We start from the raw sequence: 22,543 nt of genomic DNA, 5'->3' as shown, positions 1-22,543 counted from the left end.
AAGTGTAACGAAAGGAGAAATCTAAACGGCTTCTTATTACTATTCGGAATGACAGTTTACACATAGTTTAGCTTACTAAACCTCTTTTCCGTTGATAAATACAGCGTCGATTAAGTTACTTCCGAAGGAATACGGTAAAAATCCATACGAAGGAATTTCTTTTGTTAGGATTAAATTCGCCTTTTTTCCCTTGGTAATACTTCCAACCTCGTTTGATAAATTCATCGCATACGCTCCGTTAATAGTTGCTGCATTAATAGCCTCTTCTGGTGTCATTTTCATTTTAATACAAGCTGTTGCTACCACAAAATTCATATTTCCTGATGGTGTAGACCCTGGGTTGTAATCGGTAGCTAAGGCTAACGGCAATCCTGCATTTATAATATCACGAGCAGGGGTGTATGGAATACTTAAAAAGTACGAACAAGAAGGTAAGGCAACAGGCATGGTTTGGGTTCCTTTCAAGGCTTCAATGTCTTCTGTGTTCATTACTTCTAAATGATCTACTGACAAGGCATTGTGTTTTATGCTCACTTGAACCCCGCCAATAGTTGTAAACTGGTTTACGTGTACTTTGGGTGTTAATCCGTATTGTTGCGCAGCGGTTAAAATTCTGTCGGTATCTTCTACTGAGAAGTATCCCGTTTCACAGAAAGCATCTACAAAATCCGCTAGATTTTCCTCAGCAACTTTAGGTAACATTTCTTCAATAATTACATTGATATATCCTTCTCTGTTGTTTTTGTATTCAGTAGGGAAGGCGTGTGCCCCTAAAAAAGTAGCTTTTACAGGAACGTTATAATTCTCTCGTAGCTTTTTTATAACACGTAGCATTTTTAACTCAGCATCTACGGTTAAACCATAACCAGATTTTATTTCAACAGCACCAGTACCTAAAGCAATTACTTCTTCTAAGCGTTTTGCTGATTGTTGGTATAGCTCTTCTTCTGAAGTTTCTTGTAATTTCTTAGCCGAATTTACAATACCACCACCACGATTGGCAATTTCTTCATAACTCAAACCATTAATTCTATCTACAAACTCTTGTTCACGATTGCCTGCATATACAATGTGTGTATGAGAATCGCACCAAGTAGGCAACATCATTTTACCAGTACAATCCACCGTTTTATCAGCAGAAATAGGAGCTTTTTTCATACTACCATAGTCGGTAATAATACCATTTTCAACCAATAAAAAAGCATTTTTTATGGTAGGTAAAATGTTCATCGAAGCTCCAGCTACTTTTTTAGTACTTGTTTCTCTTATTTGTATTAATTCTTTAATGTTTATGAATAAAGTTGTCATGTTGAATACTTAAATTTGTTAGACAAACTTACGGTAAAAACTACAATGTATGGTATGTTTTTAGGGCTGATATGTGTTTTACTTCTTTTTTTAAGTTGTTAATTTGTATTTATGAGTAAATGATAAGTAAGTGCTTCGTTTAGAGTGTTCTTTAAAAAGTATTTTTAGTAAACGCATTAGTTTTTACCTTAATTCTTTGTTGTACGTTCGTATTTTTTCTTCATTCTGTTTTTTCCACTTTCGAACTCTGCTTCTTGCGTTTTTGTATGGTGATGAAGTGTTTAATTGTATCATTTTTCCTTTAGTCCACTTTTCGTACCAAGGTTTTTCATACAAATCTGCGTTGTCATTCGTTTTAATTAACTCTAATATTTTTCCTACATTTCTGTCCAATTCGGTTAGAATTGTTTTGTAATCAAAATTTTCGTAATCAGAATAAAATTTTTGAGCAAGTTTCCCTAATTCATTCCACTTAAATCCTGTTTCTGGAAATTCCACAATTTGTCCTTTATCTTTTCGGTGATTCCATTTCAGGACGAGTTCAGACCAACCAACAAGATAAGCAACCAAATCTGACACACTCATTTTAGTTTCTTTTGCATGTCCTTCGAGTTCTTTTTCTTTGGTCAGTTCCGTTGGAATACTTTCTAAGTCCTTTTTCAGTTTGGAATAGTTATTCTCAATTTCAAAAATCAATTCTTCTTTATTTTTTGGAACTGCCATTTCTTTGTTTTTTGTTCATATGAAGCATAACGAACTCTGATATGAATAACATGGTTTAATACTTAACTTTTCAGTTTTTGCATCCGCCTTTTTTTATACGTTTTCAAATGTATTAAAACTAATACTTTATTTAAAGTAAAGTTATTAATGAGTAATCGGTATTTGTTAATTAATTATGTAACTCCAATAAACTTACTACAATATGTATATAAAATATTACGGAGTTTTATAAATCTATCAATTTTATTATTTATGACACACCTTATTGGATAGTCACCATAAGTGAGCTTCGCTGAGTTTTCCTCAATGCAACGAAACTATCAGCGCGTCACGCTGAGCTTTTCTCAACGCAACGAAACCATCAGCGACCCATGCCGTGATGTTAACGGAGCATGCCGTGATATCAGCGACCCATGCCGTGATGTTAACGGAGTGTGCCGTAGTATTAGCGACCCATGCCGTGGTGTTAACGGAGCGTGCCGTAGTATCAGCGACCTGTGCCGCGGTGTCAACGGAGGATGCCGTGATATCAGCGACCCGTGCCGTGGTGTTAACGGAGCGTGCCGTAGTATCAGCGACCCATGCCGTGATGTTAACGGAGCGTGCCGTGATGTTAACGGAGCATGCCATGATATCAGCGACCCATGCCGTGGTGTTAACGGAGCATGCCGTAGTATCAGCGACCCGTGCCGTGATGTTAACGGAGCGTGCCGTAGTATCAGCGACCCGTGCCGTGATGTTAACGGAGCGTGCCGTAGTATCAGCGACCCATGCCGTGATGTTAACGGAGCGTGCCGTAATATTAGCGACCCGTGCCGCAATATTAGTGAGCTTTCCTCACGGGTATATAAATACAATAAAGTGCGTAGAGAATTTTATAAACGAACTGTAGTTAACGGTTAGTATATGAAAAGTAGGCGATTTCGGGGCACTAACCTTTCGGTTAAGCACGAACTTTGATACGAGCCAAAACCTTTAAATTTATCACTGTTTCGCCTATTTTTTATATACATTGTTAGCCACTGGCTTTATTTTAGAGCCTTATTAATTTGTTCAATTAATTTCTTCCAATTTTCAATTTCAACGGTTGTCAGTTTTGTTGAATCATTGTCTTTACACCACCTTAAAAACGCTTTAGCCAATTTATATTTTGAAAAATTTGGAACTTCTTGGTTGAAAATATCTATAATTGGTCTAGTTGGTTGTGAATCTGATAAAACCTTGCAGTCTTTTGAGTATTCCTTTTTTACTATTTCAATTAAAGTTTCTCTTAACAAATCTTCAATTTCAGGTTTAGCAACACCTGAACAAAAATCTTTTGTTCTTAAGATATTTTTATTGCCTAAAGTATGCACTAAAGTTTCTTGCTGGGCTGCTTGGTCTCCAGCGGCATCAGAATCAAGTAATGCTGCGATTTTTAAATTATGTGCGTGTAAGATTGTTGCATAATAAACAACTTTACCTGCTGAATTTGCAAAAACAAGAGCAATTTTGTTGTCAAGATTTGCTACTTTATCCTCTCGCAACAATGAAGAGGTTGCTTCAACGTACCAATAGTCTGTTAGTCCCTCAAGGATTAAATTCTTCGTTTGAGTAAATAAGCTTTGTGCCAAGTCATAGCCTAAAGCTTCTTGTAATGGTAATAAACCCGCAGGGTCGCTTGAAGAAATGGTAGTGTGTACTTTAGTTCCTTCTTCACGGTCTTTAAGTTCTACTACCCTTACTAAATCTAATTCATCTGGTCCAACTAAAAATGGTGAATGGGTTGTATATATAGTCTGATTTTGTTCGGAAAGTTTAGAAAGAGTCATTCTAAAATCCCGTTGTTTCAAACCGTGTAAACTCATTCCTGGTTCGTCAAGAAGTAGAATTGCATTTTTATGTTTATCCATTGCCTCTGCAAAAAACACTACATAAAATGAAACTAACCACTGAAACCCTTCAGAACGTTGGTCTAATTCTATTTTTACACCTATATCATCCTCAACCGAAACTTTTAGATATTGACCATCAGCAGATATGTTGATTTTTTCAGCTTCTGGTCTATTTGGATTTGGATTCCAAATTGACTTAATTTCTTTTGTAAGTCTTATACTAGCAGCATCTAATTGATATGAACGCTTGTCTAGTGTGTCTCGGTATTTTTTTAAAGCATCTGAATCGTCTTTGCTTGGACTTGCCGTTTTACCAATATCAGAAAGTTCCCTTGGGGAAAAACCTAATAGTTTTAAAAGACATAAATTTCCATAATCATAGTATTTATCATCATCCAAAAGCTTTTTTTCGACTCTATCGGACAAATGTTCTAAATGTATAAGAGGTTTAACTTTGAAGAAATTATTAAATAGAACAAAAACAGGTTTTCTGCTATTTATAAGTTTTTCTATTCTTTCAAATTCAATGTTAAATTTAATTTCTTCAGTTAATTTAGAATATCTAGCTTCTTCTTTTTCATTATCCTCATCAATTAATGGGTAGTTATCTTCTAGCCATTTATTGATTTTATCAATGCTTTCTTTGTCAAGAATTAAATTGTCTCCAAATTCATTCGTAATGAGCTTTAGCTTTTCACTTGGTGTAGTTTTTTCGGCATTATCTGCATCCTTTAAAAATTCTTTGTCTATATGGGCAGATAACCTAGCTAAATCATTTTTAACATCTGAATATTTCTTTTTGTTGGGTGCATTTTTTAAATAGTATAGTCCATCATTGTTCAATTTTCTATAAAGCACATATATGCAATCGTGGAATTCTTTAGGAAGAACTTTTTTGTCTTCTTCATCCATTTTAAAATACCCTCTAACTACTTCAATTTCCTCTGGTTTTACCTTTCCAGTCGTTATATCATTATAGAGTGAACGAGGATAATCTCTAATATCATCAAAGCCATCAACTCCATCTGGACGATTTAACTTTTGTAGAGCTTGCAGAATAACTGTTTTGCCAGCCTCATTTGGACCAACCATAATGGTTTTCAACTCCTCAATATCAAATTCGCCTGTGTCTTTTATACTGCGGTAGTTTTGAATTCGTGCTTTGATTAATTTCATATTTATGTTTTTTCAGCTTGTGGCTAACTTGTTTATATACGTAATAAAATTACTGTTATATTCTCTTAACGGTAGGATAAGCGGAATTTTTAGCAATTTTTATACGCTATCAAATATAGTATAACCAATAGGTTACCTAAAATAAAGTTATTAACGAGTTATTGTTATTTGTTAATTAATTATACAATTCCAACGAACTTACTACAAGGCGTGTACAAATTCTTACGGAATTCCATAAATCAATTAATTTTTATGATTTGTAACACACTTAATTGAATGGTTTCTTTAAAGAAAGCTTTAACGATATACCTTTCGTTTGCTAATTTTTAGGTCTCCCTTTTTTTCTAAAGATTTTATGACTCGAATAACCGTTTCTACGCGTAAACCTAAAATATCTGCTATTTGCTGACGTGTATAGGCTACTTTAAAAGAATATTTTCCTTCAACTTTATATACATCGTCTTTTAAATAATCTATAAAGCGGAGTACTCTATGAGCAGGTTCTTGACTCGATATTTCGGAAGCAATAATAGCTTTGTAGTACAAACGTTTGGCTAAACTCTGGGTGATTTTTAGGTGAATTTCTGGATTGTCTTGCAGTAATTTAAACAAGTTGCTTTTAGATAAAGCTAGAACCGTACTATCAGAAATTGCCACTGCATTAGCAGGATATTTTACATCAATAAATAAAGGCGGTTCACCAAAACTTTGGTTTTTATAAAATACCCCTTGAATAAATTCTTTACCGTCATCATTAAAATTATTCATTTTAACCACTCCGCTTACTATTTGGTAGTAGTAGTGTGCGGTTTGTTTTTCAGAGAAAATGATTTCGTCTTTTTGAAAACTTTTGGTTTCAGCGGTATATTTTAATAAGAGTTCTTCTGGAATCATTATGATTTAAGTCATAAATTGCAATTACATAAAGATATACTTTTGTAGCGTATTTCAACAACGATTTGTAAATGGATAAAAGAGACATAGAAAATAGGGAAGATGTGTATAAGTTGGTATCAACCTTTTATAATGATAAAATTAGAAAGGATGATTTTATAGGTCCTATATTTTTGAAAACAATACCAGAAGAAACTTGGGAACCTCATTTACAAAAACTCACCGACTTTTGGGAAACGAATTTGTTTTTTGTTAGAAAGTTTAAAGGAAATCCAATGAAAGCACACAAAGATGTAGATAGAGATTTTGAGTATTCTATTTATCAGGAACATTTTGGACGCTGGCTGCAATTGTGGTTTGAAACGGTTGATGAACTTTTTGATGGAACAAAAGCTCATGAAGCTAAAGAAAGAGCGCGAAACATAGCTTCTATGCTCTTTTTTAGAATGTTTGAAGCTAAGCCGAAACCTACAACTACGACATAAGTAGGTAAAAAATCAATGAAATATTACCGAGTATATTAATAATAAATGCCCATGCAATTATTTTAAAAGGGCGTTGACTTATGGCGGCAGCATTAGCTCCCATAGCTGTTACACAAGCAAAAATTAGGGCGAATAAATTAACGTCACCATTTACGGCTAAAGCAGCTGTAATGGAGGCAATCATAGAGCCTACAGTAATTAATATAATAGATACACCAATGCTATTTCGCTCTCCTTCAGCAATTTTTTTATTGATGTAAGCCGTAATTCCCATGCTATTTGTTTTTTGAAGTGTTTTTTCAGTGGTTAAGTTTTCAGTAGTTACCATAATATAATAGTTTTGATAAAATTATATAACTGATAATTAGTTTTTTATGATTCAAGTCATAAATGAAAAAGAAGAAAAGGTGTTTTTATTTGTTAGATATTTTTATCTTCACATACTAAAATAAGCTGAGTGGAGTCAATAACTATAATTTACATTGTATTAGCCGTATTAATAAGCGTAGCCATTGCTTTTTTTCAATATTTCTATAAGGTAAAAAGGACTCCGAAAGTACATATCTTACTTTTTAGCTTAAAAGCACTAAGTCTTTTTTTAATTGGGTTACTACTTATTAATCCGAAGATAACAACTCTTGAAACAGAGAACATAAAACCTGTATTATCTGTATTGGTAGATAATTCACTATCTACTCAGTTTTTTAAAGAAGAAAAAAAGGTTCAAGAATTAATATCAAAAGTAGAAAGCAACGAAGAACTTCAAGATAAATTTGAAGTACAGTACTTTTCGTTCGGGAATGATATTAAGGTGTTGGATAGTTTATCGTTTGCTGAAACACAAACCAATATTTCAAAAGCAATTGATGCTGTTAATGAATTGAATAAAGATAAAAATGCAGCTACCATTTTAATAACAGATGGAAATCAAACCCAAGGAAATGATTACGAGTTTTCATCAGCGAAGCATAAAATATTTCCTGTAGTTATAGGGGATACCATTAAGTATCAAGACATTCAAATTTCGCAGTTAAATGTGAATAAGTATAGCTATGTAAAGAACAAGTTTCCTGTAGAGGCGTTGTTGTATTATGAAGGAAAAGAAACAGTGAATACTACTTTTTCAATCGTAAAAAACGGGAGCAGAGTTTTTTCAAAAAGAGTACGTTTTTCACCAGAAAATCCTGTGCAAACTGTTACTGCTAACTTAGTGTCTAATACCAAAGGAGTACACTATTATACAGCATCGATAAGTAGTATAGCGAATGAAAAAAACACAAAGAACAATTATAAAAGCTTTTCAGTTGAAGTTTTAGATGAACAAACCAAGGTTTTACTATTAAGTTCTTTTTTACACCCAGATTTAGGAGCGCTAAAAAAAGCGATTGAGAGCAATAAACAACGCAAAGTAGACATTGCTTTGATACAAAATAGAAATATAGATTTAGATGCCTATCAGTTTTTTGTTTTGTATCAGCCTAACAGTTATTTTAAAACCACTTTAGAAAAAATACCCTCTAATTTTTTACTGGTATCAGGAACTAAAACAGATTGGAACTTTTTGAATAGTCAAGGTTTGGGAGTTCAAAAAAGAGCTATCAATCAAAAAGAAGAATATACCGCTATTTACAATCCAGACTTTTTAACTTTTTATCAAGAGGATATCGGTTTTGATCGATTTCCACCACTAAAAGATAAGTTTGGAGAAGTACAGCTTAAAAAAGAGTCTCAAAGCTTGTTGTATCAGAAGTATGCAGGCGTAGAAACTACACAACCATTATTGTCAACCTTTGAAGAAAATGATAAAAAGTATGCAGTACTATTTGGTGAAGGTATTTGGAAATGGAGAGCTGCCAGTTATTTAAAAGAGAAAAACTTTGAAAGTTTTGACACGTTTGTAGGAAATTTGGTTCAGTATTTAGCATCCACCAAAAAGAGAAAACGTTTAGATGTAAAAGCGCAACGTTTGTATGCAGCCAATGAACCGATAACCATAAGTGCATTTTATGTTGATAAAAACTATCAATTTGATAGCAGAGCATCTTTAGAGTTGACAGTAACTAATTTAGAAACAAAGGCTAAAAAAAGTATTCCGTTTTCGCTATTTAATAACTCATATCAAGTTGCTGTTGAAGGATTAGCCTCGGGAGAATATTCATATACCGTAACTGTAAAGAATCAAAATATAAGTAGCTCAGGTAGGTTTAAAATTGAAGATTATCAGATAGAAGAGCAGTTTACCAATGCTAATTTTAAAAAATTAGAACAGCTAGCGTTAAAAACAAACGGAGCAATTGCTTATGTAGATAAAGTTGACGAATTATTAAAAAAGATACAAGAAGATGCATCTTTTTATACCACTCAAAAGTCTATTACCAAAAAACAAAGTTTAGTTGATTGGAAATGGTTGTTATTATTGATTATAGTTTTATTGTCAATAGAGTGGTTTGTTAGAAAATACTATGGTAAAATATGATGTATGAGCACTTTTTTCAATGTCCGCATTGTTGGGAAGAAATTTCCATGTTACTGGACGCCAGTACATCTGAAACGTATGTAGAAGATTGTGAGGTATGTTGCAATCCTATACAAATAACGTTTACCTTTGTAAATAACGATTTAATAGCTTTTGAAGCTAAAAATATAGAACAATAAATACGATGAGATTTCACACACGTAAATGGGTAAAACCAGAAGATTTAAATCCTAACGGAACACTTTTTGGAGGACGATTATTACAATGGATTGATGAGGAAGTAGCGTTATACGCTATTATTCAGTTAGAAATTCCTAAAACAGTAACCAAGTTTATGTCTGAAATAAATTTTGTTAGTTCAGCAAAGCAAGGAGACATTGTTGAAATAGGAATTGATGTAGTAAAGTTTGGAACAACATCTATTACCTTAAGCTGTGAGGTTCGTAACAAAATAACTCGAAAAACAATTATCGCAATTGATAAAATTGTTATGGTAAGTTTAGATGAAGAAGGAAGCCCTTTTGCGCATGGTAAAACAAAAATTGAATACGTTAAAGATAGATTAGATAACGAAGATTCATAAATTTTTATAATTTTGTAACTCTAAATTAGATTAGTGAAAAAAAGCATCATCATATTATTAACTTTACTGTTAATTGTGCCTCCTTTAGAAGCACATGTAGATGCTATTGTTTTTGAAAGCGAAACTGAGGTTCATGTTGAAAGTTTTAATACCTTGCATCAAGATGAGCATCATGAAAATGATACTGAAGAAGAAAAAAACAAAGAACATCACCATCATTGTAATGTAATTACTGTTACAGCAGACTTTATCCCGATTGATTATAGTTTTGATATTATTCCTTTTTTTGAAATAAGAAGCAGGATTAACTTCTATCAAAACACATACTACAATTCATACTTGTCGGCTATTTTTCAGCCACCAAAGTCTTAATTCTATTTTATTATTAAAAACAGCGGTAGCTCTTGTGTAAGCAAGAACTACAAACTGTTGTACCGATTATTTAATAATAACCGGTAGAAATTATGTTACAATAGAATTAAATCAATACAAAATGTTAGATAACATTATAAAATTTTCAATTAAAAATAAATTGATTATTGGAGCATTGGTTGTCGCATTAATAGGCTGGGGAATCTATTCTCTAAAACAATTACCTATTGATGCAGTACCAGATATTACCAATAATCAGGTGCAAATAATAACATCAGCACCCTCACAATCAGCTCAAGATATAGAACGTCTAGTGACGTTTCCTATAGAAATTACCATGTCAAACATTCCAGATATCGAAGAAATTCGTTCTTTCTCTCGATTTGGATTAAGTGTCGTTACAATCGTTTTTAAAGAAAGTACCGATATTTATTGGGCGCGTCAACAAATTAGTGAACGGTTGATAGAAGCCAAAAATCAAATTCCTGATGGAGTAGGAACACCAGAAATGGCACCAGTGACCACAGGATTGGGTGAAATTTATCAATATACGTTATATACCAAAGAAGGATATGAAAAACAATACGATGCAATGGAGTTACGCTCTATTCAAGATTGGATTGTTCGTCGCCAACTCTTAGGAATTGAAGGAGTAGCTGATGTAAGTAGCTTTGGAGGCTTTTTAAAGCAATATGAAGTAGCTATTGAACCAGAACGCTTGCAATCGTTAAATGTTAGTATAAACGAGGTTTTTGAGGCATTATCTAAGAACAATCAAAATACAGGAGGAGCATATATTGATAAAAACCCGAAAGCGTACTTTATTCGAAGTGAAGGGTTGATAAAAACCCCAGAAGACATTCAGAATATCGTCATAAAAAACAATGTAAATGGAACCCCTATCTTGATGAAAGATATAGGGAAAGTTCAACTAGGGCATGCGGTACGATATGGAGCAATGACAAGAAATACCGATGGAGAAGTGGTTGGTGCTATTGTTATGATGTTAAAAGGTGCTAATTCTTCAAAGGTGATTGAGAATGTAAAAGAAAGAATAGCACAAATAGAAAAAAGTTTGCCAGAAGGAGTTGCCATAAAACCTTTTTTAGATAGAACTAAATTAGTAGACAAAGCTATAAAAACGGTATCAACCAACCTTATTGAAGGAGCTTTAATTGTCATTTTTATTTTGGTGTTGCTATTAGGAAACTTACGAGCGGGGTTAATCGTAGCATCGGTTATTCCGTTAGCAATGCTGTTTGCTATTAGTTTAATGAATGTTTTTGGAGTTTCAGGAAACTTAATGAGTTTAGGAGCTATCGATTTTGGTATTATTGTAGACGGTTCTGTAATTATTGTAGAAGCAACACTACATCACTTAGGGTTAAAAAAATCAGGAACGCAATTAACCCAAGACCAAATGGATGATGAAGTGTATGAGTCGGCTTCAAAAATAAGAACAAGTGCGGCTTTTGGAGAAATCATTATCCTTATTGTGTACTTACCAATTCTTGCCTTGGTAGGTATTGAAGGAAAAATGTTTAAACCAATGGCATTAACCGTAAGTTTTGCAATTTTAGGAGCCTTTTTACTATCGCTTACTTATGTACCTATGATGAGTTCGTTGTTTTTAAAGAAAACAATCAATAACAAGAAGAATATTTCAGATAAAATCATCACAGCATTACAAAATGTATATACTCCAATACTCAACTTTGTGCTAACTCATAAAGTAAAAGTAGTGATAGGTTCAGTCGCCATTTTTATACTCAGTTTAGTCACTTTTTCTAAAATGGGGTCAGAGTTTATTCCTTCTTTGGATGAAGGAGATTTGGCAGTACAAACTACTGTATCAACAGGAAGTTCGCTGTCGTATACTATTGATGTTTCCAACCAAGCATCAGCGCTGTTAATAAAGGAGTTTCCAGACGAAATAGAGCAAATAGTTAGTAGAATAGGTTCTTCTGAAATTCCTACAGACCCAATGCCCATAGAAGCTTCAGACATCATTATTATTTTAAAAGAGAAAGATGATTGGGCAAAAGCTAGCACAAAGAATGAACTGACAGAAAAAATGCAGCAATTGTTAGATGAAAACATGTTAGGTGTTTCTTTCGGCTTTCAACAACCTATTCAAATGCGATTTAATGAGTTGATGACAGGTGCTAGGCAAGATGTAGTACTTAAGATTTATGGAGAAGATTTAGACAGATTGGTAAAATATGCCAATCAGTTAAGTAGAATTATTCCAGATGTAGCAGGAGCAGAAGATGTGTATGTTGAAAAAATGACGGGATTACAGCAAATTGTAATTGAGTATAACAGAAGTCAGTTAGCCTATTATGGACTCAACATTGAAGACGTAAACACCACTGTTAATGCAGCTTTTGCAGGTCAAAGTGCAGGATCAGTATATGAAGGTGAAAAACGTTACGACTTGGTAGTGCGTTTAGCAAAAAATAGAAGAGCTAGTATTGAAGATATTCGTAAGCTATACATTACAACTGCAACAGGGGCACAAATTCCGTTAACAGCTGTAGCATCTGTGGACTTTAAAACGGGACCAAATCAAATTCAAAGAGATGATGCTAAACGTAGAATAACAGTTGGTTTTAATGTAAGAGGACGCGATGTAGCTAGTATAGTTAAAGAACTAAAAGGTAAAGTCTCAGATAAGATAGCATTCGACCCAGGATACTATATTACCTATGGAGGAACTTTTAAAAACTTAGAAGAAGCTCGTGCCAGATTAGGCGTTGCAGTACCTGTAGCTTTATTACTCATCTTTTTGTTATTGTATTTTACGTTTAAATCTATTAAACAAAGTGTATTGATATTTACAGCGATACCGATGTCTGCTATTGGTGGAATTTTCGCTTTATGGTTACGTGGAATGCCTTTTTCAATTTCAGCAGGAGTAGGTTTTATAGCCTTATTTGGTGTAGCGGTGTTAAATGGAATCGTTTTAATTGCTGAGTTTAATCGTTTAAAGACCATTGGAGTATCAGACCTTACAGAAATTGTAAAAAGAGGAACTTCGGTGCGTTTGCGTCCTGTAATTATGACCGCAGCTGTAGCTTCATTAGGGTTTTTACCTATGGCATTATCATCCTCAGCAGGAGCAGAGGTACAAAAGCCTTTAGCTACCGTCGTAATTGGAGGATTGGTGTCTGCAACTTTACTAACTTTACTTATTTTACCTGTGTTGTATATGCTTTTTGAAAAGAAAGTAAACTTAAAAGCGAAAAAGAGTATAGTAACTGTAGTAGTATTTGCAATTGGAGTTTTTGGAGTTCAAGCACAAGAAGTGCCTCAAAAGTTAACAGAACAGCAAGTTATTGAATTAGCGTTGCAAAAATCGGTATTGATGAAAAAGTCAGCTTTATCTATTGAAAAATCGAAAGCAGGTATAAGTAGAGCGATTGAATTGAATCCGACAACAGTTCAATATCAAGATGTTGGTGTGGCCAATGGTATAGCGGAAAAAGAATGGTCTGTGAATCAGAATTTCGGTTCTATTTTAACGCATATTCAAAAAAAGAAGTTGGCTAAAGAGAAAAATAATTTAGCAACGATTAATAATAACATAACAAAGAAAGAAACAGTAAGAAAGGCTAGAAGTTTATATCAACAATGGAATTACTTATATGGATTGTTATCGTTAATGGAAGAGCAACAGCTTAGTACCAATCAAATAAAAGAAATAGCTGGTAAGTTGCATGCCTCTGGAGAAATAGGAGGATTAGAAAACGATTTAACCTCTTTACAATCGTTAGGAGTACAGTCACAAAAGAATAAAGTATACAAAGACTTCATTCAAGTAGAAAATGAACTAAAACAGTTATTACAAATAGATTATGTAATACAACCATTTAAAAAGTTACCAGAAAAAAAGGAGTTTTTAATTCAAAAAGACTCGTTATCAAATGACTTTATTAAAAGTTTAGCGCAACAAAACAAGGTAGCAGCTAAAAATGTATCGGTAGCCAAATCAACATATTTTCCTGCTTTAACAGCTGGTGTAATTAATAGAAAAACAGGAAATGAGAACAGTTATACAGGTTTTAATGTAGGGATAAGTATTCCGCTTTCTTTTTGGTCTAATAAAGCAAAAATTAAAGAGCAAAAAATTATACAAGAAGAAATAGCTTATGAGAATAATAACAAAGCTATGGTAATTCAGAATAATTATAAAAGCTTACAAGAACAGCTTGTTTATTTAAATGAAGAGTTGGTAAGTATTCATTCAACAGTTACACAAGCACAAAAGTTTATAAAAAAACTAGCATTAGCTTATAAGGTAGGAGAGATTGACGCCTACCAATATAATCAGAGTTTTACCGCTTATTTTCAGGTAATGCAAAACTATTTATCACTGGTTAATAATTTTAACCAAACTGTAATAGCCTACGAGTTTTATATAAAAGAATAAAAATATAGACATGAAAAAATTAGTAATAATATTAGTAACTATCATTATTGTTGTTAGTTGTAACTCAACAAAAGAAGATCATTCTGATCACGATCATGCAACAGCAGAAAAAACAACACAAAATGTAACGAACGATGAAGATCATAATGAAAATGGAATTCATTTAACCCAACAACAAATTGTAACAGCTAAAATAGAGACAGCTACAATCGAAAAGAGAAAGATTAGAGAGAAAGTAGCAGTAACCGGAACAATAGAGGTGCCACCACAAAGTAAAGCCACGATATATGCGCCTTTAGAAGCGTTTGTTTATAAAACAGATTTGTTGCCTGGTGATAAGGTGAAAAAAGGACAAACAGTAGCGGTATTACAGCATCCTAACTTTATAGAGTTACAATATGCTTACCTTGAAGCGGTGAATAAATTAAAAGTAACTAAGGCAGATTATGAAAGAAAGAAAATGTTGTTAGAAAATGATATTACCTCAAAAAAATCATTTCAAATAGCAGAAGGAAGTTATCGATCTGCAAAAAGTTTAGCGAATAGCTATGTAGCACAATTAAAAATGGCAGGATTATCACCTACTACAGTTGCAGCTAACGGGATTCAACAATATGTGTATGTAAAGGCTCCGATTTCTGGTTACGTTGTAGAGAATAATTTAAACAAAGGAATGTTTTTAGCAGCTAATTCAGAAATGATGGAAATAATAGATAATGATCATATGCATGCGGAGTTAAATGTTTTTGGAACAGACATAACTAAAATAAAGAAGGGAGATGAGTTCGAATTTCAGCCTTCCGGAATAGATCTTACTTATGAAGGATATATAAAATTAGTAAGTCAAAAAGTAGATGAACAAACAAAAACAGTAAATGTACATGGACATTTTGAAGACGAGCAAAATCGATTAAAAGCAGGAATGTTTATCAATGCTCAGATTTTGTTAGGAGGAGAGGAAGCGTATGCAGTTCCTGAAGAAGCAGTCATAGAAAATGAAGGAGAGTATTTTGTTTTTATTAAAAAGTCAGCAGATGAATTCGTACCTGTTGAGGTAACTGTAGGGGGGGCGGATAATGGATTTGTAGCAATAAAAACAATTCAAGAAGATAATTACAACGTAACTATTGTAACTAAAGGAGCACACTTTTTAAAAGGAAAACTATTACAAATGGCAGGCGGAATGGAAGGTCATGCCCATTAACAAAACAACAAGCGATTATTTAATCCATAATCGCTTGTTTAGTTGTAATGCATCTTTTTTATACATTTAAAGTCAATTTATAAAAACATGGGACACAACCATCACCATCATTCACATGGAAACTCTACAGGGAATATAGCTGTAGCTTTTTTTCTCAACCTCGCTTTTACAATTATTGAATTTATTGGAGGCTTCTATACCAATAGTTTGGCTATTATGTCAGATGCACTGCATGATTTAGGCGATAGCTTAAGTTTAGGGCTATCTTGGTATTTTCAAAAAAAATCGACAAAAAAGGCAAACAAGAAGTATTCTTACGGGTATAAACGATTTTCTCTTTTAGGTGCTATTATTAATTCGATAGTATTAGTAATAGGCTCAGTATTTATTATTAAAGAAGCAATTCCTAGAGTTATCAATCCAGAAAGCGCAGATGCCAAAGGCATGATGTGGTTAGCCGTTTTAGGAATTATAGTAAATGGTGCTGCTGTATTGAAGTTAAAAAAAGGAACTTCAATTAATGAACGAGTAGTTTCATTACATTTATTAGAAGATGTGTTAGGCTGGGGAGTAGTATTGATTGCAAGTATTGTAATGCAGTTTTGGAATATACCAGTATTAGATCCTGTTTTATCTATTGCTATTGCTGGTTTTGTACTGTATAATGTGTATAAAAATATTAAGGAGAGTCTTAGAATCATATTACAAGGAACTCCCGAGAATATTTCTGTAGAAGAAATTCAACAAAGAATAGTTTCTATGAAAGATGTAGAGGGTATTCATGACTGTCATTTATGGACTATGGATGGAGAGTATAATGTATTTACAGCTCATTTAGTACTTAAAGACAAAGAGATCTCTTGGGAAAAATGGTATAAAATGAAGCAAGAAATTAAACAGGTTTTGCATGATGATTTTCATTTTGAACATATTACTCTTGAACTTGAATTTACATCACAAGAATGCGATTATGAAAACTGTGGTTCATAAATTTAATTGTACATTTGAGTAAAACATATAAAAAATGACAAGAAATCAAGTAGAGTTAAAGTTTCCGAAATTTGGATTGTTAATTCCTATAGCCATAGTTTTAATAATTTTTGTAGCAAAATCTACGGTAACAATCAATTCAGGAGAAGCAGGAGTGTTGTATAAAACGTTTGGAGGAGGAGTTGTAACAGATGAGCCACCATTAGGAGAAGGTTTTCATGTAGTTGCTCCTTGGAATAAAGTACATGTATATGAGGTAAGACAGCAAGAGCTTTTTGAAAAAATGAAAGTATTGTCATCTAACGGATTAGAAATTCAAATAGATGCATCCGCTTGGTACCAACCAGTTTATAAAGATTTAGGAAACTTACATCAAACACTAGGTGAAAATTATTTACAACGTGTAATTCAACCAGCTATTCGTTCTGCAGCGCGTAGTGTAGTAGGTCGTTATACACCAGAGCAATTATATTCTAGTAAAAGAGATGCTATTCAAGACGAAATATTTATAGAGACAAAAAAAATATTAGAAAAACAGTATGTTCAGTTAAATGAAATCTTAGTTAGAGATGTAACCTTGCCATCAACTATTAAAGAAGCAATTGAACGAAAATTAAAACAAGAGCAAGAGTCTTTAGAATATGAGTTTAGATTAGTAACAGCTCAAAAAGAAGCAGAAAAGCAAATTATTGAAGCAAAAGGTAAAGCTGACGCCAATAGAATTTTAAGTGCATCGTTAACAGATAAAATTTTACAAGATAAAGGTATTGAAGCTACAAACAGGTTAGCTAATTCTACTAACAGCAAAGTTGTTATTATTGGTTCTGGTAAAAGTGGAATGCCAATTATTTTAGGGAATCAATAAACTTTATTTTGAATTTTATAATAAAAAAAGCAACTCATTTGAGCTGCTTTTTTTATTTATAATAAGTTTTCGTGTTAATCTCTTCTACGTTTTCTACCAAAACCTGCAGCAGGTTTGTTATCATTTCTTCTTGAGGAGTTGTTTTCGTTACGTCTTCTACCAAAACTTTTTCTGCTATCAGTAGGCTTATCACTTCTACGTTTTTTACCATTGAATCCGCCACCACTTCTACGTGATTTTCTTCCACCACCACTACGATCGTTTTTAGTAATTTCGATATTCACTGATCGCCCATTAAAATCTGGATCATTTGCTGCAAAGGCATCTAAAGTTTCTTTTTCGAAGTTTTTATCGATTTCAAAGAAAGAAAAAGTATCTAATATATCTATAGCTCCAATTTCAATTTTATCACCTATGTTCTGATCGTTGATTAAACCAATTAACTTGGCTGGGTTTAAACGATCTTTTCTTCCTAAATTGATGAAGAAACGGGTCATGTTTTCACTAGAAGAGCGTCCTCTTGAATTTTCTCTTGAAGATAAGTTGTTTAAATCAGGAGCATTTTCGTAGTAAGATAAGAAGGTGTTAAACTCTAAAGAAACAAACTTTTGAATTAACTCTTCACGACTTAAATCTTCTAATTTTTCGTAAATACTTGGTAAAAAACCTTCAATTTGTTCTGTGTTTACCTCAGTATTATGAACTTTATCAATTAAATGAAATAATTGGTTTTGACATATTTCCTTGCCAGATGGAATAGGAGTGTGAACAAATTGTTTTTTTATAATACGTTCAATAGGACGTAACCTACCTTGTTCTTTTTTGCTTACTAAAGCAATAGAAACTCCCTTGTTACCGGCTCTACCAGTTCTACCACTACGGTGATTGTAGTTTTCAATTTGATCTGGTAATTTATGATTAATAACGTGTGTTAAGTTGTTAACATCCAATCCACGAGCAGCAACATCAGTAGCTACTAATATTTGAATGTTCTTTTTACGAAACTTCTCCATTACAGAGTCACGTTGAGCTTGTGATAAATCACCATGTAAAGAATCAGCATTATAACCATCTCTAATAAGATTATTAGCTACTTCTTGTGTTTCTCTACGTGTTCTACAGAAAACAATTCCGTAAATATCAGGGTTTAAATCAGCTACTCTTTTTAAAGCAGGGTAACGAGTTTTTTCGTTTACTAAATAATACTCATGACTAACGTTATCAGAACCTTGGTTTTTTTGTCCTGATGTAACTTCTACAGGGTTAGTCATGTAGTTTTTTGCAATATCTTCTACTTCTCTAGGAAAAGTTGCAGAAAACAATAATGTTTGTTTGGTGTTTGGTGTAGCTTCTAAAACTTGGTCTAGTTCATCTTTAAAGCCCATGTTAAGCATTTCATCAGCTTCGTCAAGTACTAACCATTGTACATTACCAAGCTTTAAAGCTCTTCTTTTAATTAAGTCTACAGTTCTACCAGGAGTACCTACAACTATTTGAACACCTTTTTTAAGTTTTCTTATTTGCTCTTCAATATTAGCTCCACCATAAACAGTAGCTACTTTTAAGTTAGGTAAATACTTTGAAAAGTCTTCAATGTTTTTTCCTATTTGTACTGCTAGTTCACGAGTAGGAGATAAGATGATTGCTTGTGTGTGTGTGCTTGTTTGATCAGCAAGTTCAATAATAGGCAAACTAAAGGCAGCAGTTTTACCTGTACCTGTTTGTGCAAATGCTTTTAAATCTTCTGTAGAAGAAATTATTTGTGGAATTGCTTTTTCTTGAATTACTGTTGGCTTTTCATAACCTAAATCGGTTAATGCCTTATTGATAGGTTCTTGTAAACCTAAATCTAAAAATGTTGACATACTGTGTTTTTAGAGAACCCACAGATGCCCCTCCGCGAATTCTATAATTAATATTAATTAAATCGTTTTAGCACGATTTTTTTTGGACGGTGCAAAAGTACACTAAATAAAATGAATAGAGGCTAACTATTTTGTTTTTTGTAAGTTGCTTATTTCTAGATTTATATCTTTAGCAGATAAGCTAGTATAACCATTTTGAATAATTCCGTTTTTATCAACTAAAATCATACGAGGAAATTTACTGGTGGTAAAATCACATACGGCACTTTCGCTAGGTATGGTGTATTGATATTTTACATCTACGTTTTTTGTAAATCTTTTAGAAGAGTCGCACAAATTAACAAGAACAAAATTAATATCAGGATTTTTTTTAACTAAATAATTGAAACGAGAAGAAACCCAATCATCTGATGCATACTCGTAGTTTTTTAATAAAACAACAGTGTTTTTATTTTTAGAAATGTTAGAAAACTCTTTTAACTCTCCGTCTGCTGCAATTAGTTTGAAAGGAGGTAATTTCTCTCCTTTATTTAGAACTTTTAAATCATTAATCAAACGCTGAACATTTTTTTTATGCTCGTTGTTGGTGTTTAACTTAAAAAAAGTAAAAAATGCTTCACTTTTAACTTCGCTACTAGGCTCTTCGTAAAAATTACGAATAACAGCATTGTACAACATTTTATTTTTAACCGTCTCGAGAGTTACATTTTCGTTAATGGCATGCAAAAGATTTTGTGTGAATTTATCAGTTTTCACTCCGTTACTTTTCTGATAAGCATCATTATTAATTTTTTCCATCACGAATCTGTAGTAAGGTCCATAAAACATCAAAGAGTCTTTATTAGGAGCCTTTTCGCGGTAACTGTAATAAGAACTACTAAAATTTTGAATGTTATTATTTAAATTTTTAATAGCATATTGTTCTAATCTAGTATATAAAGGGAAGTTTAAAGATATATCAAAAACATCTAAAAAACCAGAAACATCATTACTGTTAGTTTTATAGTTTTCAAGAATAATCTTTTTATCTGATTTCATTGAATCTATCTTAGCCAAAAATTCATTTTTAGGTAAAGAAAGATATGCGAAGGTATTTTTAAAATCTTGCTCATATTGTAAAAAGGACTCTAACAAGAGATTATTACGTTCAGCATTTATACCGCTAAAAACTAATGATTCATCAAAGTCCCATGTATTCAGTCTAATTAACAAACTATCAGAAGGTTGCATGTATACATATTGAAGCTCATTACCATGATGAAAGATGTATAAACCTTCTTTAAATTTCTTATAGCTACCTAGGAACGTATTGTTTTTGCTAAGAGGTATAGTGTCGTTAAAATCGTAATTGTCTGATAATACAACAAAATCACATTTAGGATTGATAATTTTACCTCCAAAATAGGTAGGCTTATCCTTATCAGACTTATTACATCCAATAAACACAATTAATATAAGAGGTATAAAATACTTAATCATAATTCAAATTATCCTAAATATTAAAGTTCAAAAATAGATAACTCTTTAATATTAGGCTGTTAATTCGTTGTTAAAAACGAATTAAAACGAGCCAAAAGTAAGATGTTAAAAACTTTAATGCAAATTCTTTTATAGTCTTTAGTTTTTATATTTTTGCACGGAATTTAAAAAAATATACATGTTATCAGTTTCTAATTTATCAGTTCAGTTTGGAAAACGTGTTTTGTTTGATGAAGTAAACACAAAGTTTACTCAAGGAAATTGCTACGGAATTATCGGAGCAAATGGAGCGGGAAAATCTACATTTTTAAAGATTTTATCAGGAAAACAAGAACCAACTTCAGGGCAAGTTCATTTAGAACCAGGAAAGAGAATGTCTGTATTAACACAAGATCATTATGCTTTTGATGAGTATACTGCCTTAGAAGCTGTGTTAATGGGAAACAAAGAACTGCACAAAATAAAATCAGAAATAGATGCATTATATGCTGATTATTCTGACGAAAATGCAGAAAAAATTGGTGAGTTGCAAGTTCGTTTTGAAGAAATGGACGGTTGGAATGCCGATGCTTCTGCTGCAAGTTTACTGTCAAATTTGGGTATTAAAGAAGAAGATCATTACACATTATTATCAGAATTAGACTCTAAGAAAAAAGTACGTGTATTATTGGCACAAGCTTTATTTGGGAATCCTGATGTATTAATCATGGACGAGCCTACAAACGATTTGGATTTTGAAACTATTTCTTGGTTAGAAAATTTCTTAGCAAATTATGATAACACAGTAATTGTAGTATCTCATGACCGTCACTTTTTAGATGCTGTTTGTACGCATATTTCTGATATAGACTTTGGAAAAATTAATCATTATTCAGGAAATTATACTTTCTGGTATGAGTCTTCTCAATTAGCAGCTAAACAAAGAGCTCAACAAAATAAAAAGGCAGAAGATAAAAAGAAAGAATTAGAAGAGTTTATTCGTCGTTTTTCTGCAAACGTGGCTAAATCTAAACAAGCAACTTCACGTAAGAAAATGATTGAGAAACTAAATGTTGATGAAATTAAACCTTCTTCACGTCGTTATCCTGCAATTATTTTTGAAAGAGATAGAGAAGCGGGAGACCAGATTTTAAATATTGAAGGTTTATCAAAAAAGGATGCAGAAGGAGATTTATTGTTTTCAAATGTTGATATTAATTTGAATAGAGGAGATAAAGTTGCCGTTATTTCTAAAAACTCTAAAGCAACTACAGCTTTTTATCAAGTAATTTCAGGTAATGAAGAAGCAGATTCAGGTAAGTATAGTTGGGGAGTAACCACAACACAATCATATTTGCCAGCAGATAATTCTGCTTATTTTCAAAATGGAGAGTTAAATTTAGTAGATTGGCTACGTCAATACGCACAAACTGAAGAGGAGAGAGAGGAAGTATTTTTAAGAGGTTTCTTAGGAAAAATGATTTTCTCAGGAGAAGAGGCTTTAAAGAAAAGTAATGTATTATCTGGAGGAGAGAAAGTACGTTGTATGCTATCTCGTATGATGATGACAAGAGCTAATATTTTAATGCTAGATGAACCAACAAATCACCTAGATTTAGAGTCTATTCAAGCGTTGAATAATTCATTAATAAACTTCAAGGGAACTGTATTGTTTACTACACATGACCATGAGTTTGCACAAACAGTAGCTAATAGAATAATAGAGATTACACCTAAAGGGATTATTGATAAGTATGCTACTTTCGATGAATATTTAGAGGACTCTAAAGTAAAAGAATTAAGAGAGAAAATGTATTCTTAAATTATTAATTAAAAAA

18 protein-coding genes are annotated in these 22,543 nt (G+C 32.6%); 11 read left to right on the top strand and 7 right to left on the bottom strand.

What is annotated here, in order from left to right:
- Nucleotides 1-75: 75 nt before the first annotated feature.
- Both hutI and ABMY20_RS06210 read right to left on the bottom strand, forming a co-directional pair.
- The gene (gene hutI, locus ABMY20_RS06215) at nt 76-1,308 is read right to left on the bottom strand and encodes an imidazolonepropionase (RefSeq protein WP_349264872.1); all 1,233 of its coding nucleotides are present in this window, start codon (nt 1,306-1,308) and stop codon (nt 76-78) included.
- A gap of 183 nt (nt 1,309-1,491) precedes the next feature.
- Nucleotides 1,492-2,031, bottom strand: a complete 540-nt coding sequence (locus ABMY20_RS06210; RefSeq protein ID WP_349264871.1) for a ClbS/DfsB family four-helix bundle protein — start codon at nt 2,029-2,031, stop codon at nt 1,492-1,494.
- 694 nt (nt 2,032-2,725) lie between these two features.
- Between ABMY20_RS06210 and ABMY20_RS06205 the strand changes: the two genes are divergently transcribed.
- Nucleotides 2,726-2,923: a hypothetical protein gene (locus ABMY20_RS06205; RefSeq protein ID WP_349264870.1), complete on the top strand. Its 198-nt coding sequence runs from the start codon at nt 2,726-2,728 to the stop codon at nt 2,921-2,923.
- Nucleotides 2,924-3,059: 136 nt separating this feature from the next.
- Here ABMY20_RS06205 and ABMY20_RS06200 read toward each other — a convergent pair whose 3' ends face one another.
- Together ABMY20_RS06200 and ABMY20_RS06195 are read right to left on the bottom strand one after the other, a co-directional pair.
- Nucleotides 3,060-5,081, bottom strand: coding sequence for an AAA family ATPase (locus ABMY20_RS06200; protein WP_349264869.1), 2,022 nt, complete (start codon nt 5,079-5,081; stop codon nt 3,060-3,062).
- 297 nt (nt 5,082-5,378) lie between these two features.
- Entirely contained in the window at nt 5,379-5,975 is a 597-nt protein-coding gene (locus tag ABMY20_RS06195; RefSeq protein WP_159494605.1) for a Crp/Fnr family transcriptional regulator, read from the bottom strand.
- Nucleotides 5,976-6,046: 71 nt separating this feature from the next.
- Between ABMY20_RS06195 and ABMY20_RS06190 the strand changes: the two genes are divergently transcribed.
- A complete protein-coding gene (locus tag ABMY20_RS06190; protein ID WP_125067730.1) occupies nt 6,047-6,460 on the top strand; it encodes a group III truncated hemoglobin in 414 nt (137 codons plus the stop codon).
- Here the strand turns inward: ABMY20_RS06190 and ABMY20_RS06185 are convergent.
- Nucleotides 6,450-6,788, bottom strand: coding sequence for a hypothetical protein (locus ABMY20_RS06185; protein ID WP_125345143.1), 339 nt, complete (start codon nt 6,786-6,788; stop codon nt 6,450-6,452). The two genes, ABMY20_RS06190 and ABMY20_RS06185, sit on opposite strands and share 11 nt — an antisense overlap.
- A gap of 129 nt (nt 6,789-6,917) precedes the next feature.
- Between ABMY20_RS06185 and ABMY20_RS06180 the strand changes: the two genes are divergently transcribed.
- The 8 genes from ABMY20_RS06180 to ABMY20_RS06145 all read left to right on the top strand — a co-directional run bounded on the left by ABMY20_RS06180 (nt 6,918) and on the right by ABMY20_RS06145 (nt 17,382).
- Nucleotides 6,918-8,936, top strand: a complete 2,019-nt coding sequence (locus ABMY20_RS06180) for a VWA domain-containing protein (RefSeq protein ID WP_349264868.1) — start codon at nt 6,918-6,920, stop codon at nt 8,934-8,936.
- The gene (locus ABMY20_RS06175; protein WP_167714310.1) at nt 8,936-9,115 is read left to right on the top strand and encodes a CPXCG motif-containing cysteine-rich protein; all 180 of its coding nucleotides are present in this window, start codon (nt 8,936-8,938) and stop codon (nt 9,113-9,115) included. Before ABMY20_RS06180 ends, ABMY20_RS06175 begins: the two co-directional genes overlap by 1 nt.
- Before the next feature lie 5 nt (nt 9,116-9,120).
- On the top strand, nt 9,121-9,519 hold the full coding sequence (locus tag ABMY20_RS06170; RefSeq protein WP_349264867.1) for a hotdog domain-containing protein: 399 nt from the start codon (nt 9,121-9,123) through the stop codon (nt 9,517-9,519).
- A gap of 33 nt (nt 9,520-9,552) precedes the next feature.
- The gene (locus ABMY20_RS06165) at nt 9,553-9,891 is read left to right on the top strand and encodes a hypothetical protein (RefSeq protein WP_349264866.1); all 339 of its coding nucleotides are present in this window, start codon (nt 9,553-9,555) and stop codon (nt 9,889-9,891) included.
- Nucleotides 9,892-10,012: 121 nt separating this feature from the next.
- Nucleotides 10,013-14,323, top strand: a complete 4,311-nt coding sequence (locus ABMY20_RS06160; RefSeq protein ID WP_349264865.1) for a CusA/CzcA family heavy metal efflux RND transporter — start codon at nt 10,013-10,015, stop codon at nt 14,321-14,323.
- A 10-nt stretch (nt 14,324-14,333) separates the two neighbouring features.
- Entirely contained in the window at nt 14,334-15,527 is a 1,194-nt protein-coding gene (locus tag ABMY20_RS06155; RefSeq protein WP_349264864.1) for an efflux RND transporter periplasmic adaptor subunit, read from the top strand.
- 87 nt (nt 15,528-15,614) lie between these two features.
- Nucleotides 15,615-16,517, top strand: coding sequence for a cation diffusion facilitator family transporter (locus tag ABMY20_RS06150; RefSeq protein WP_349264863.1), 903 nt, complete (start codon nt 15,615-15,617; stop codon nt 16,515-16,517).
- Between the two features lie 34 nt (nt 16,518-16,551).
- The gene (locus tag ABMY20_RS06145; protein WP_159616770.1) at nt 16,552-17,382 is read left to right on the top strand and encodes a prohibitin family protein; all 831 of its coding nucleotides are present in this window, start codon (nt 16,552-16,554) and stop codon (nt 17,380-17,382) included.
- A gap of 74 nt (nt 17,383-17,456) precedes the next feature.
- On the opposite strand, the gene ABMY20_RS06140 is transcribed toward ABMY20_RS06145, so the two are convergent.
- A complete protein-coding gene (locus ABMY20_RS06140) occupies nt 17,457-19,247 on the bottom strand; it encodes a DEAD/DEAH box helicase (protein ID WP_073182902.1) in 1,791 nt (596 codons plus the stop codon).
- A gap of 126 nt (nt 19,248-19,373) precedes the next feature.
- Nucleotides 19,374-20,726 carry a hypothetical protein gene (locus tag ABMY20_RS06135; RefSeq protein WP_073182900.1) on the bottom strand — a complete coding sequence of 451 codons (1,353 nt, stop codon included), beginning with the start codon at nt 20,724-20,726 and terminating at the stop codon, nt 19,374-19,376.
- 178 nt (nt 20,727-20,904) lie between these two features.
- Here ABMY20_RS06135 and ABMY20_RS06130 point away from each other — a divergent pair, with 178 nt between their 5' ends.
- Nucleotides 20,905-22,527 (top strand): ATP-binding cassette domain-containing protein, encoded by a 1,623-nt coding sequence (locus tag ABMY20_RS06130; RefSeq protein WP_349264862.1) that lies wholly within the window; start codon nt 20,905-20,907, stop codon nt 22,525-22,527.
- Nucleotides 22,528-22,543 lie beyond the last annotated feature (16 nt).

Source organism: Tenacibaculum sp. SSH1-16 (assembly GCF_040104435.1).
GTDB lineage: Bacteria > Bacteroidota > Bacteroidia > Flavobacteriales > Flavobacteriaceae > Polaribacter > Polaribacter mesophilus.
This window is presented reverse-complemented; position numbering and strand designations above follow the sequence as displayed.